The organism is Aeromonas sp. 5HA1, from assembly GCF_029237245.1.
Taxonomy (GTDB): Bacteria; Pseudomonadota; Gammaproteobacteria; order Enterobacterales; family Aeromonadaceae; genus Aeromonas; species Aeromonas salmonicida.
Genome location: NZ_JAACFW010000010.1, coordinates 41,556 through 53,988, shown reverse-complemented (window position 1 = coordinate 53,988; position 12,433 = coordinate 41,556). Strand labels below are relative to the sequence as shown.

Below are 12,433 nucleotides of genomic sequence, written 5' to 3'. Positions count from 1 at the left end.
GCTACGGGCGGATAACAGAAGTGTGCCACCAAAGCGCGCAGACAGGCAATTGAACATGGGCCGGCCCCGCTGTTTTTCAGCGGGGCCATACGGCTTATGGCTTCTCTTGCACCAGATAAGGGGCAAACTGGGGAGTGAATTTCGCGGTAAAGCCCTGCTCCGTCTTGATGATGAGATAGGCCGCCAGCTGGTGTTCTTTGGCGAAGGCCATTGCCTGATCGGGCCCCATCACCATGAGCGCTGTATCGAGGGCGTCGGCCTCCAGCGCTGTGTTGGCCATCACGCTGGCGGAGACCAGCTTGTGGGTCACGGGGGCGCCTGTTGCCGGGTCGATAATGTGGGAGTAACGCTGGCCATCGAGCTCGTAGTAGTTGCGATAGCTGCCTGCGGTGCTGAGGGCCATGCCATTGGGGGTCACAACATCGGAGAAGGCGCCGGGTTGATCCGCCGGTTTGACAATGGCGACGCGCCAGGGCTTGCCCTTGCTGTTGTTGCCTTTGCTGCGCACGGCACCCGCCACTTCAATGAGGTAGTTGTGGACGCCCTTGCTCTCTAGCAACACGGCGATTTCATCCGATGCGGCGCCTTCCCCCAGGGTAGAGAGATCGAGGTAGAGATCCGGGATTGCCTTGCTGAGCAGGAAGTGATCCCCCAGCGGGGTCAGGGTCAGTTTGTCGATACCCACTCTCTGACGCGCCTTGGCGATCTGTGCGTCACTGGGTTTCTTGAGCGGGCGCATGTCCGGCCCGAATCCCCAGAGGTTGACCAGAGGGCCCACTGTGACATCCAGCTTGCCCTGGCTGAGGTGTCCCGTATCAATGCCCTGTTGCACTATGGTTGCCATGGTGGCCGGAATCATCACGGGCTTGTTGGCTGGTCCCTGGTTGAAGCGGGAGATGAGGGAGCTCTTGTCATAAGTGGAGATCTCCTTGTTCATCCGCGCCAGCAGGGTATCAAGTTCACGCTGCAGCGCCGCCTCACCGCCCGGATAGGGATCGTTCACCGTCACCACATAGTAGGTGCCCATGGTTTGACCCTGAATGCGGGTCTGGGTGGGGGCTGGCTGGCAGGCGGTCAACATCAGCACCAGAGGTAACAGCAGGCCACGCAGGGCCGACATGGAGGTGAACGACATAAGCAACATCTCTATCTCAAACAGGGCGTTGTGCCATAGGGGCGCCAGCTTAGCCAAGAGGTTGGCGGGTGGCGAGCGTCTGGCGCACAAAATTGCGGACAAAATTAAACACAGGTGGTCCTATGACGAGGCGGGTGCGTATCCATTCAGGCTCAAGGTCTGTTGTTAATAAGGTCAATCTGGTGACTTGACCCGCAGCTTTGCACTAAAGCCATAGCCGATTGACAACACTTGAGTAGAATAAGGTCGATTTTGACAGCATCTTTGCCCGTTGTGGATCACAGCCTGAGGCAATTGTGTTGCCATCTATTGCCAATCAAAGGAGAAGATGATGAAAAAGGCGATTACCCTGCTGTTTCTGAGCACCCTGGCTGCCCCGGCTCTGGCCGATGAGTGCGCGTTGGTCATCGAAGGCAATGATGCCATGCAGTACAACCTCAAAGAGATGAGCGTACCGGCGACCTGCAAAGAGGTGACAGTGACCCTCAACCACACAGGCAAGATGCCGGTGACCGCCATGGGCCACAACTGGGTGCTGTCGAACACCGCCGACTATCAGACTGTCGCTACAGCCGGCATGAGCGCCGGTGCCGACAACAACTACCTGCCCAAGGATGATCCGCGGGTGCTGGCCCACACCAAGATGATTGGCGGCGGCGAGAGCACCAGCGTGACCTTCAAAACCGACGGTCTGGCCGGTAAAGACCTCACCTTCTTCTGCTCCTTCCCCGGCCACTTCGCCATGATGAAGGGCAGCTTCAAGATCGGCTAAGCCGCTTGTTCTGGTTGTCATGAAGAAAAAGCCGGGCTGCCCCGGCTTTTTTATAATGCGCAAATCTTGTGTCGATCGCGGATGTAGATGAGCCAAGCGATTGAATAAATGATTCATTTCGTGATCTGGCAAGGAGTGGCCACGCTTTGGGCGGGATAAAATAGGCAGCAAGCGGGGCCTGCTGGCCCGGACACTGAATGGATGTGAGTGATGAGCGCAGTCAAATGGATTGTCAGCTGTTGCCTGATGCTGGTGTGCGCCCTGGCGCTGGCGGCTGAGCCCCCGGTCAAGAAGAGCCGCAACGGCATCTGCCACCCCCAGGGCGGCACCTACTACAGTCGCACCAAGCACTATGTTCCCTACGACACCATGCAGGCCTGTCTCGACAGCGGGGGCCGCGCCCCCAAACGTTGATCCCGTCTCCAATGGCCTGCGCGGGCCTCTCCCCTATCTGGCTTGCAGGGTAAAGAAGGCGATGGCGGTCTTCTTCTGGCACTCCAGCCGTATGCTCTCCTCGCCGGTCACCACCAGGGTGTCGTTGACCGCCACGGTATGATCCTGAACCGTGAGCTGACCGCTCAGCAGATGGCAGAGGTATGTTTTGTCGGCCTCCAGAGTCAGAGCGAGGGGAAACGGCAGATTGAGCACCCGTACGTTGGCGCTGATGCGCGCAGGGTCGTAGATGAGCCCCAGATCCGTCACCTCTTTTTTCAGCAAGGCGCAGTGGGTCTCGTCATCCCCGCTGAAATGGGCCGCCTCCAGGGTGGCGTAAGGATGGCCGTTGAGCACGAAGCCGGCGCCGCTGACGGGCAGCAGGATGCGCTGATAACCCGGGAAACGGGAGAATACACCGGCTTCCTTGATGGGGGCCGAGCTCAGCCGGTAGTCAAAGTCGAGTTTGTCCAGAGTCGCTCCCCTGGGAGAGATGAGGATCTGGGCTGTGGTGCCCTGCTTGTTCTTCCAGGGCATCTTCAGCTGGTCCGACTCTTTAATCAGGGTGATCACAATGGCGCCTCGGCAGATGGATGAGAGAAGTGGTCAATGAGGCCAAGTGATACCATTCCGCACGGCAGCTCACAAGGCGGCAGCTATCCGCGGCCGTCCGGTTGCCCACTATTTCAGCACTATTTCGCTGCGCAGGCCGGCTGTCAGGTTGCCGGCCTGTCTCTGCCACCCGTTCTGCTCAAGAAGACGCCACTCGACCCGATCCGGGAGAAGGCAATCGTCAGGGTGTGATCACAGCGCTGTTAAACGGGCAGGGTGTCGTTACACTGGCAGCTCCGTTGTTGTCTGGAGGCCCTATGAGCCACAAAATCATTCTGGATACCGACCCGGGTATCGACGACGCCATGGCAATTCTGTTTGCCGAGGCGCACCCCGCCATCGATCTCATCGCCATCACTACCGTCTTTGGCAACGCCACCATCGACAATGGCACCCGCAATGCACTCTGGCTCAAGCAGAAGTACGGCATGAAGGCAGATGTCGCCCAGGGCGCGGCCGCGCCGTTGCTGCGCGATCCCGTGGGGCCGACCACTGTCGTGCACGGCCCGAGTGGTTTCGGCGATGTCGAGGCCGGGGAGGTGAGCCTCATCCCGGATGCCCGCCCGGCGTGGCAATACATAGTCGACGCGGTGAAAGCCGCCCCCGGCGAGATCACCCTGGTCACCATAGGGCCGCTCACCAACCTGGCGCTGGCGCTGCAGGAGGCGCCGGAGATCACCGGTTTGGTGAAGCAGGTGGTGGTGATGGGCGGTGCCTTTGGCGTCAACGGTCATCGCGGCAACGTCACCCCCTATGCCGAAGCCAATATCCACGATGATCCCGATGCTGCCGACCGGGTGTTTACCGCCAACTGGCCCGTGGTGATCATAGGGCTGGATGTGACCCAGCAGAGCTTCTTCAGCAGTGGCTATCTGGATGCGCTGCGCGATGAGGCGGGGGAGCCGGGCCGCTTCCTGTGGGAGGTGAGCCGTTTCTATCTGCGCTTCTACTCGGAGCGCATCGGCCTGGATGGTTGCCACGTACACGATCCCTCCGCCATCGCCTACGTGATCGATCCGACTCTGTTCACCCTGAGAAAGGGGCCTGTGCGGGTGATCAACAGTGGCCCCGCCATCGGTCATACCCTGCAAAAGTTCGATGACAAATCCCATCCTCATGACGGCTGGGCCGACTATCGTGCCCAGCATGTGGGGGTGGCGGTACGGGATCAGGCGTTGCTGGCGCTCTATCGCGACACCCTGGTAGCCTGGGGCAAGGATTGCTGACCTGTGTAGGGTGACTGAACGCAAGGTGAGTCGACGGCTGTGATCCGCGCCAAACATTCCGGCAATGGGGCCGCTTATACTGTCTGACAGCAAGACGTCAGCGGGGGTGGAAATAGCCCGGGGTGACGTGCTGACACTGAGTCGTTAGGAGGGAAGAGATGGCCTGGTTATCCTTGTTGGTGGCAATTGCCCTGATCGGGTGGTTGATGACGCTGGGGCGGGGAGCCCTGTTCGAGATCCGGTTGCAAGCGGACAAGGTGGTGGTCAAGCGGGGCAAGGTGTCCCCCGCGTTTTTGGCCCAGGCCCGGCAGATCCTGCACCACGATCCCGTGCGGGGCCGCATCCTGGGTCAGCGGGACGGGCACGGGGTCAAGCTGGTCTTCTCCCGTTCGATCCCGGAGCCAGTCGCCCAGCGTTTTCGCAATATCTTCCCTTATGCCGATTACCACCAGTCAGCTGTGTCTACCCAAGGTCCCAAGTCCCGCAAGGGCTGACGCCCTGATGGCACACAGCAAACGGGCCTCCATGGGAGGCCCGTTTTTTATGGCGAAGGTCAGCGGTCGCGCTACTCGTGCAGCTCGCGCTGGGCCTTGACGGCTGCCGGTTTGATGGCGGCCCCTTCATTGCCCCAGGAGGCGCGCAGCGTATTGGCCAGCTCGGCCATCTGCTCATCGTTGAGGGTCCATCCATAACCTGGCATGTGGTAGCCGATATGGCCCTGGGTGATCGGGGTCTCGGCGCCGTGCAGCAGCACGTTGAGCAGGCTGGCCGGATCATCGGCCAGCACAGTCTGGTTGCCCACCAGCGAAGGAATGACGTGGTCATTGCCCTCACCGTTGACCCCGTGACAGGTCGAGCAGTACATGGCGTAGTCTGCCTTGCCGCCCGCGCTGGCGTAGGCCCGGTTGCCTTGGCTCACCGGCGTGTCGTCACTGAGCTCGGTGAGATAGGTGGCGATGCTGGCCAGATCGGCGTCGCTGAAGTACTGGCTGCTGTGAGTGATCACTTCCGCCATGGGGCCAGAAACGGCCTGATGCTGGCTGAGACCGGTTTTCAGCAAATCGATGATCGCCTGCTTGTCGTACCGGGCACCGCGGATATTGGGGGCATACCAGCCATCGAGCGTTGCACCGCTCAGATAGAGGGGGTCTGCCTCGGTCAGGGCCTTTTCCTGCATGCCGAGCCCGCGCGGGGTGTGGCAGCTGCCACAGTGACCGGCACCCTGCACCAGATAGGCGCCGCGATTCCACTGCTCGCTCTTGCCCGCTACCGGGGTGAAGCGACTGTCATCGTGATAGAGCCAGTTCCAGCCCATCAGCGGCCAGCGCATATTGAGCGGCCAGGGGATGTCGCTCTCCTTGTTGGCCACCGCCAGCGGGGGAACCTCCTTCATCAGGTAGTGATAGAGATCTTCAAGATCCTTATCGCTCATTTTGGCGTAGGCGGTGTAGGGCATGGCCGGATAGAGCTGGTGACCATCCCGGGCCACCCCTTCGCGCATCACCTTGATGAACTCCGGCAGGCTGTAGTTGCCGATGCCGTGGGTCTTGTCGGGGGTGATGTTGGTGGCGAATACTGTGCCTATGGGGGTCGGGAAGCCCTTGCCACCGGCAAGCGGGGCACTGGCCTCGCTGGTGTGGCAGGCGGCGCAATCCCCCAGCTTGGAAATATACTCGCCTGCCGACATGGCGGAGCCCGCCTGTGCGGGTTGGGCTGCCATGGCTGCCAGCAGGGCGGTGGCGGTCAGTGACAGGGCGCGGATCATTGGGCACCTCCTTTTTGCATGGCGACCAGCTCGTTGACCGCGCGCCAGGCCTGATCGATGGCGGAGTGGGCGTAGGGGCTCCAGTCCGAGTCGGAGTTGGCGATGGTGATGTTGCCGATGGGCTGACGACCCAGCTCAATCCATTTTTCACACTGCGCCTCGTCATCAAACAGGGTATTGGTGATGTAGGAGTAGCCGTGGGACCAGCGGTTGACCGTAATGGCGAGGATGTCCTGCTCATGGTTGAAACCGGCGCTGCCCAGCATTCCCTGCAGTTGTTCGCGGATCATCTGTTCGTGCTGCTCGAACGGCATGCCGAGGATCATGGCGCGTCCCTTGCGGGACTGTTCGCGAGCCGACAGGCCGCTGCCCGGCAGGGTCGGTACATAGACCATGTGCAGGCACATGGGCTGATCCGGATTCTTGGGATGCTCATAGCCGCCGAGGTTGACCGGGTAGTCCAGCTTGACCCGGCTGTAGGGCGCCGCGGGGGAGTAGATCTCGTGCACTCCCAGCTTGACGAAGGATTGCCAGTTCTTGATCACCACCTTGGTGTAGACCAGCGGTGCCTTGGCGTTCTGGCGCAGCGCCTCCTTCTGGGGCTCTGCCATCTCGGGCACCATGTAGGGGATCATCATGTTGTAGCCGGCCATGACTGACTGTTTGGCCCGTACCCTATGGAGTTTGCCCTCCTTGATGTAGGTGACATCCACCCCAGTGCTGCCATCGGTGCGGCGGATGTTCTTCGCCTGCAGCGCCGTGCTGCCAAGGCGCAGTTGCACCTTGTGTTCCGGCAGATCGAGCTTGCCGTAGTCAAACTTGGCCAGTACCACATCCTGCATGGTGTGGCCCGGCGCCACCTGCGGGATCAGCTTGCGCACCATCAGGCGGGTGAGGCCGGCGTTGCCATCCGGGAAGTGGAAGATGTAGGGATCGTCCAGCTCTGCCTGCTCCTCGGCATCGAGAGGAGTGAGATCCAGCCCGTCGAAGCCAGGCAGGGCACAGAGCCGCGCATCGGCGCAGGCGGTGGCATCGATACCGACTGCCTGGAAGTCGTTGGTGCGCTGCTGGAAGTAAGTGATTGCACGCTCGCTCAGGCCCACCTTGTCTCGCAGGAAGCTGGTGTAGCTGTTGCGGGTCATCCAGAGGTCTTTCTCCTCCCGGCTCATGCCACTGAGGTAGTCGATCTTATCTTCGTGCAGGGCCAGCAAGGCTGTACGGTCGCGCTCATCGAGCGGGAAGTCACCGATGAATTCGGCCAGGGGGCGGCCGTTGAGGCGATCCCGGGGGATGTCGTCGGCCACGTTGTGGCCAGGGTCACCGCTCACCACCTTGTTGACGCCAAAGTGCTTCTCGTCGAAGTAGACGCCGCGGCTCAGGCCCAGATCCGGATAGAAGGTCTGCTGGAAGCCGGCGGCCAGTTCGTCGATGTTCACCTCGAGCGTCTTGAGCAGGCCGAGCGCGATGGGGCTGTAGACGGAGCGCGGCGATTGCAGGGATTCACTGCCGCCGTAACCCAGCCGCAGGCCATCGGGCGTGGTGAATTCGTTGCGCTTGGCGTGGCCGCCAAAGTCGTCGTGGTTGTCGAGCAGCAGGATCTTTTTATCCGCGCCGAGCAACTGTTGATAGAAGCAGGCGGCGGCCAGACCGCTGATCCCGGCGCCGACGATCACCAGATCGTACTCCCCCTCGAGGGGAACATTGGCGAAGTCATACTGCTTGCCGTCGCGGGCTATGCTGTGGGCCGGTTCAAAGGAGCCCGGGTGGTTGCCGCGCAACCCTGTGAGGGCGGGCGGATAGGCAAGCGTCTTGTCGGCCAGCGCCTTGCCGCCCTCTGCCGCCTGCAACAGATTGATGGGGGCGATGCCTGCCGCTATGGTGATGGCTACGCCGTTGAGAAAGTCTCTGCGTGTGATACTCATGGCAATCCCTGTGGTATGAAGAGTCAAATGGGGAATGGGATAGGGTCGGTTTCGTTACTGGCTTGGCAACGAAGGGGCGCAACCTAACGCCATATCCGGATGGAGTCCATGGGTTTGATAATAACTTATTAAACAAGATGATGACGGTTGTGATGAAGCAGACCCGATGAAATGCATGAGACAGGTATGTTCAGGAGATAGTCTCACCAAGAGCATGGAATTAACCTGAGCGTATTTTGATTAATTAAGGGTCTGTAAGAGTCTTTATATCTGCTTTTTATGTGGTTATTTCCATTGTTGAAAACAGGGCCGCTTGCAGCTGATGTAAATACAGGAAAACTCATTTAACCGCATTAAATAAAGGGGTTAAAACTGGCTGTTCACTTGCTGAGCTAATTCTGATTGAAATGAAATCAATGTTGCTGGTGGATAATTGCACAGTCATTATGAAAATGGCGGCTGTCAAGGCATTAACATACATCACAGGTCACCTCCAAACAGAAAACAACTTGCAGATTAATTTCCCACCTTGTTTACATCCATTCTCAATGCAATATAATGATGCGCTTTTTTTATACCTTTACGCCTGCGAATGATGAGGACACTGCATGAGACCTTTTGAATTAAAGAGGGGCTTGGGTGCTTTGCTGTTGATCGCATCGGCCAGCTTGCTGACCGGCTGCGACATGGCGTTGATGAACCCCAAAGGGCAGATTGGTCTGGAGCAGAAATCACTGATATTAACCGCCTTGGGGCTGATGTTAATTGTGGTGATCCCTGTGATTATTATGGCAGTGGTATTTGCCCGTAAATACAGGGCATCCAATACCGACGCCAAATATACCCCGGATTGGTCTCACTCCAACAAGATTGAAGCGGTTGTCTGGACCGTTCCCGTCATTATCGTCGTCATTCTGGCGACCATCACCTGGAAAACATCCCACGAGCTGGACCCTTACAAGCCGCTCGATTCCGAGGTCAAACCGATCCTGGTTGATGTTATTTCCCTCGACTGGAAATGGTTGTTTGTCTACCCGGAGTTGGGGATTGCCTCGGTCAATGAATTGGCCTTCCCGGTCAACACACCGGTGAATTTCCGGGTGACGTCTGACACCGTCATGAACTCCTTCTTCATTCCCAAACTGGGCGGGCAAATTTATGCCATGGCAGGTATGCAGACCAAGCTGCATCTCATCGCCAATGAAGCCGGAAAATATGACGGCATCTCCAGCAGCTATAGCGGTGCCGGTTTCTCCGGGATGAAGTTCAAGGCCATCGTCACGCAGGATCAGGCAGGTTTCGACGCCTGGGTCGCCAAGGTGAAACAGTCGCCCAAGCAGCTCACCACAATGGCGGAGTTCGATGCCCTGGCCAAGCCGACCGAATACCATCCGGTGGAGTATTTCTCCAGCGCCGATCCGGCACTGTTCGTCAACCTGATCAACAAGTTCATGGGTGACATGGGCCACGGTGAGCATAAAGGGATGGCGCACGGCGAGACCATGGATCACACCACCATGGATCAGCAAACAATGAACCATGACGCCATGGCGCATGACGCACAAATGGATCATGCCGGGCATATGACGATGCCGACGGATGACAACTCTGTGAAAGCGGGATCCGAGGAATAACTGATGTTTGGAAAATTAACGCTCGATGCCATTCCGTACCATGAACCCATCATCATGGTGACTGTGGCCGGTATCATTCTGGGTGGCCTCGGCATTGCCGGGCTGATCACCTATTTCGGCAAGTGGCAGTATCTGTGGAAAGAGTGGTTCACCTCGGTCGACCACAAGCGTCTGGGGGTCATGTATCTGATCCTTGGCATGGTCATGCTGCTGCGCGGCTTTGCCGATGCGGTGATGATGCGTACCCAGCAGGTGATGGCCTCGGCCGGTGGCGATGGCATTTTGCCGCCCCACCACTACGACCAGATCTTCACCGCTCACGGTGTCATCATGATCTTCTTCGTGGCCATGCCGCTGGTAATAGGTCTGATGAACATAGTGGTGCCGCTGCAGATCGGTGCCCGTGATGTGGCCTTCCCCTTCCTCAACAACATCAGCTTCTGGTTCACCGCCGCCGCCGTTGTGTTGATCAACGTCTCCCTGGCGGTCGGCGAGTTTGCCCAGACCGGCTGGCTGGCGTATCCGCCACTCTCTGGTCTGGAATACAGCCCGGGGGTCGGGGTGGATTACTGGATCTGGAGTCTGCAGATCTCGGGGCTGGGTACCTTGCTGACCGGCGTCAACTTCTTCGCCACCATCATCAAGATGCGCGCCCCCGGCATGACCATGATGCGTCTGCCGGTGTTCACCTGGACTGCCTTGTGCGCCAACATTCTGATCATCGCCTCCTTCCCGATCCTGACCGTCACTGTGGCACTGCTCACCGCTGACCGTTACCTCGGCACCCATTTCTTTACCAATGACATGGGTGGCAACATGATGATGTACATCAACCTCATCTGGGCTTGGGGCCATCCCGAGGTGTATATCCTGGTACTGCCGGTGTTCGGGATCTTCTCGGAAGTGGTGGCGACCTTCTGCAAGAAGAAGTTGTTCGGTTACACCTCGCTGGTGTGGGCGACCATCGCCATTACCGTGCTCTCCTTCATCGTCTGGTTGCACCACTTCTTTACCATGGGGTCCGGCGCCAACGTGAATGCCTTCTTCGGCATCACTACCATGATCATCTCCATCCCGACCGGGGTGAAGATCTTCAACTGGCTGTTCACCATGTACCGTGGTCGCATCGAGTTCACCTCTCCCATGCTGTGGACCATAGGGTTCATCATCACCTTCACCATAGGTGGCATGACGGGGGTACTGCTGTCGGTACCGGCTGCGAACTTCGTGCTGCACAACAGCCTGTTCCTGATCGCCCACTTCCACAACGTCATCATCGGCGGCGTGGTGTTTGGCTGCTTCGCCGGTATCACCTACTGGTTCCCCAAGGCGTTTGGCTTCACCCTGGATGAAACCTGGGGCAAGCGCTCCTTCTGGTTCTGGATTGTCGGCTTCTTCGTGGCCTTCATGCCGCTCTACGTGCTGGGCTTCATGGGCATGACCCGTCGGGTCAGCCAGCAGCTGGATCCGGCCTTCCATCCCTGGCTGGTCGTGGCCGCCGTGGGCGCCGGCCTGATTGCCATTGGCGTCTTGTGCCAGGTGATCCAGGTGGTGGTCAGTATCCGTGACCGCGAGAAGAATCGCGATCTGACTGGCGATCCCTGGGGTGGCCGTACCCTGGAGTGGGCGACATCTTCACCGCCGCCCTTCTACAACTTCGCCATCGAGCCGACCATCACAGGTCTGGATGCATTCTGGGAAGCTAAGCAAAACGGCACCGCCTATCAGCAGCCCAAGCAGTATGCGCCGATCCACATGCCCAAGAACACAGGGGCGGGTGTCATCATCGCAGGCTTCAGTGCCCTGTTCGGCTTTGCCATGATCTGGCACATCTGGTGGATGGCGATTGCTGCCTTCGTCGCCATGATTGCCACCTGGATCATCCACAGCTTCAACGATGATGTGGACTACTACGTGCAGGTTGACGAGATCGAACGCATCGAAGGTCAGCATTTTGCCAACATCAACAAGGGGGCGTGACGCCATGGCGACCGACGTTCTACATCACACTCACGAGGGTGCCCATGACCATGGGCACCATGATGCCGGAGCCAACAAGGTATTCGGTTTCTGGATCTACCTGATGAGTGACTGCATCTTGTTTGCATGTCTGTTTGCAACCTATGCAGTCCTGGTCAACGGCACCGCCGGCGGCCCCAGCGGCAAGGATATTTTCGAACTGCCGTTCGTGTTTGCCGAAACCATGCTGCTGCTGTTTAGCAGCATCACCTTCGGCTTTGCCATGCTGGCCATGAACAAGGGCCGTGCCGCTGCCGTCAATGGCTGGCTGCTGGTGACCTTTGTGCTGGGCGCCGGCTTCATCGCGATGGAAATCTACGAATTCCATCACCTGATTGCCGAGGGTTATGGCCCGGATCGCAGCGCCTTCCTCTCCGCCTTCTTCACCCTGGTTGGCACTCACGGCATCCACGTGACCAGTGGCCTCATCTGGCTGATCGTCATGATGGTGCTGGTGGCCAAGAAGGGGCTGACTGACCGCACCCGTTCCCGTCTGATGTGCCTGAGCCTGTTCTGGCACTTCCTGGACGTGGTGTGGATCTGCGTGTTTACCGTGGTCTATCTGATGGGAGCAATGTAAATGAGCACTCATAGCGTTGACAATCATGGCGCCAGCCACGGCAGTGCCAAGAGCTATCTGATCGGCTTCGTACTGTCAGTCATACTGACCGCCATCCCGTTCTGGATGGTGATGGACGGGGGCTTCACCCACCAGACCATGCTGATCACAGTGGTGGCCATGGCGGTGGTGCAGATCTTCGTGCATCTGGTCTACTTCCTGCACATGAACACCTCGTCCGAGGAGCGCTGGAACCTGGTGGCACTGGTGTTTACCGTGCTCATCATCGCCATCGTGGTCGTGGGTTCCCTGTGGATCATGTACAACCTCAACATCAACATGATGGTTCACTGAGCA

The 12,433-nt window shown here is 58.7% G+C and carries 13 protein-coding genes; 9 read left to right on the top strand and 4 right to left on the bottom strand.

Features of this window, described 5'->3' with window-relative positions; translation table 11 throughout:
- Positions 1–94: 94 nt before the first annotated feature.
- Positions 95–1,135, bottom strand: coding sequence for an FAD:protein FMN transferase (locus GWQ27_RS10925; protein ID WP_275907347.1), 1,041 nt, complete (start codon positions 1,133–1,135; stop codon positions 95–97).
- Positions 1,136–1,466: 331 nt separating this feature from the next.
- Here GWQ27_RS10925 and azu point away from each other — a divergent pair, with 331 nt between their 5' ends.
- A complete protein-coding gene (gene azu, locus GWQ27_RS10920; RefSeq protein WP_111588093.1) occupies positions 1,467–1,907 on the top strand; it encodes an azurin in 441 nt (146 codons plus the stop codon).
- Between the two features lie 210 nt (positions 1,908–2,117).
- The gene (locus GWQ27_RS10915) at positions 2,118–2,321 is read left to right on the top strand and encodes a hypothetical protein (protein WP_021138030.1); all 204 of its coding nucleotides are present in this window, start codon (positions 2,118–2,120) and stop codon (positions 2,319–2,321) included.
- A 33-nt stretch (positions 2,322–2,354) separates the two neighbouring features.
- Here GWQ27_RS10915 and GWQ27_RS10910 read toward each other — a convergent pair whose 3' ends face one another.
- Positions 2,355–2,912: a HutD family protein gene (locus GWQ27_RS10910; protein ID WP_099993989.1), complete on the bottom strand. Its 558-nt coding sequence runs from the start codon at positions 2,910–2,912 to the stop codon at positions 2,355–2,357.
- 36 nt (positions 2,913–2,948) lie between these two features.
- Between GWQ27_RS10910 and GWQ27_RS10905 the strand changes: the two genes are divergently transcribed.
- The 3 genes from GWQ27_RS10905 (at position 2,949) to GWQ27_RS10895 (ending at position 4,671) form a co-directional block, all read left to right on the top strand.
- Complete coding sequence (locus GWQ27_RS10905; protein ID WP_275907346.1) at positions 2,949–3,143, top strand: hypothetical protein; 195 nt, start codon at positions 2,949–2,951, stop codon at positions 3,141–3,143.
- Positions 3,144–3,208: 65 nt separating this feature from the next.
- Positions 3,209–4,177, top strand: coding sequence for a nucleoside hydrolase (locus tag GWQ27_RS10900; RefSeq protein WP_111588091.1), 969 nt, complete (start codon positions 3,209–3,211; stop codon positions 4,175–4,177).
- 158 nt (positions 4,178–4,335) lie between these two features.
- A complete protein-coding gene (locus GWQ27_RS10895) occupies positions 4,336–4,671 on the top strand; it encodes a DUF3634 family protein (RefSeq protein ID WP_058394273.1) in 336 nt (111 codons plus the stop codon).
- 71 nt (positions 4,672–4,742) lie between these two features.
- Here the strand turns inward: GWQ27_RS10895 and GWQ27_RS10890 are convergent, their stop codons facing one another.
- Complete coding sequence (locus GWQ27_RS10890; RefSeq protein WP_111588090.1) at positions 4,743–5,942, bottom strand: cytochrome c; 1,200 nt, start codon at positions 5,940–5,942, stop codon at positions 4,743–4,745.
- Positions 5,939–7,864 carry an FAD/NAD(P)-binding protein gene (locus GWQ27_RS10885; protein ID WP_275907345.1) on the bottom strand — a complete coding sequence of 642 codons (1,926 nt, stop codon included), beginning with the start codon at positions 7,862–7,864 and terminating at the stop codon, positions 5,939–5,941. Before GWQ27_RS10885 ends, GWQ27_RS10890 begins: the two co-directional genes overlap by 4 nt.
- 608 nt (positions 7,865–8,472) lie before the next feature.
- Between GWQ27_RS10885 and cyoA the strand changes: the two genes are divergently transcribed.
- The 4 genes from cyoA to GWQ27_RS10865 are packed head-to-tail and all read left to right on the top strand — an operon-like array spanning position 8,473 to position 12,430.
- On the top strand, positions 8,473–9,498 hold the full coding sequence (gene cyoA / locus GWQ27_RS10880; protein ID WP_275907344.1) for a cytochrome o ubiquinol oxidase subunit II: 1,026 nt from the start codon (positions 8,473–8,475) through the stop codon (positions 9,496–9,498).
- 3 nt (positions 9,499–9,501) lie between these two features.
- On the top strand, positions 9,502–11,478 hold the full coding sequence (gene cyoB / locus GWQ27_RS10875) for a cytochrome o ubiquinol oxidase subunit I (RefSeq protein WP_125597782.1): 1,977 nt from the start codon (positions 9,502–9,504) through the stop codon (positions 11,476–11,478).
- 4 nt (positions 11,479–11,482) lie between these two features.
- Complete coding sequence (locus GWQ27_RS10870) at positions 11,483–12,097, top strand: cytochrome o ubiquinol oxidase subunit III (protein ID WP_005312702.1); 615 nt, start codon at positions 11,483–11,485, stop codon at positions 12,095–12,097.
- On the top strand, positions 12,098–12,430 hold the full coding sequence (locus GWQ27_RS10865) for a cytochrome o ubiquinol oxidase subunit IV (protein WP_005312705.1): 333 nt from the start codon (positions 12,098–12,100) through the stop codon (positions 12,428–12,430).
- Positions 12,431–12,433 lie beyond the last annotated feature (3 nt).

What these genes read in the sequence shown, in the direction of transcription:
- GWQ27_RS10925 (WP_275907347.1), bottom strand. Translation starts at nt 1,135, where the DNA reads ATGTCGTTCACCTCCATGTCGGCCCTGCGTGGCCTGCTGTTACCTCTG.
- azu (WP_111588093.1), top strand. Translation starts at nt 1,467, where the DNA reads ATGAAAAAGGCGATTACCCTGCTGTTTCTGAGCACCCTGGCTGCCCCG.
- GWQ27_RS10915 (WP_021138030.1), top strand. Translation starts at nt 2,118, where the DNA reads ATGAGCGCAGTCAAATGGATTGTCAGCTGTTGCCTGATGCTGGTGTGC.
- GWQ27_RS10905 (WP_275907346.1), top strand. Translation starts at nt 2,949, where the DNA reads ATGAGGCCAAGTGATACCATTCCGCACGGCAGCTCACAAGGCGGCAGC.
- GWQ27_RS10900 (WP_111588091.1), top strand. Translation starts at nt 3,209, where the DNA reads ATGAGCCACAAAATCATTCTGGATACCGACCCGGGTATCGACGACGCC.
- GWQ27_RS10895 (WP_058394273.1), top strand. Translation starts at nt 4,336, where the DNA reads ATGGCCTGGTTATCCTTGTTGGTGGCAATTGCCCTGATCGGGTGGTTG.
- GWQ27_RS10890 (WP_111588090.1), bottom strand. Translation starts at nt 5,942, where the DNA reads ATGATCCGCGCCCTGTCACTGACCGCCACCGCCCTGCTGGCAGCCATG.
- GWQ27_RS10885 (WP_275907345.1), bottom strand. Translation starts at nt 7,864, where the DNA reads ATGAGTATCACACGCAGAGACTTTCTCAACGGCGTAGCCATCACCATA.
- cyoA (WP_275907344.1), top strand. Translation starts at nt 8,473, where the DNA reads ATGAGACCTTTTGAATTAAAGAGGGGCTTGGGTGCTTTGCTGTTGATC.
- cyoB (WP_125597782.1), top strand. Translation starts at nt 9,502, where the DNA reads ATGTTTGGAAAATTAACGCTCGATGCCATTCCGTACCATGAACCCATC.
- GWQ27_RS10870 (WP_005312702.1), top strand. Translation starts at nt 11,483, where the DNA reads ATGGCGACCGACGTTCTACATCACACTCACGAGGGTGCCCATGACCAT.
- GWQ27_RS10865 (WP_005312705.1), top strand. Translation starts at nt 12,098, where the DNA reads ATGAGCACTCATAGCGTTGACAATCATGGCGCCAGCCACGGCAGTGCC.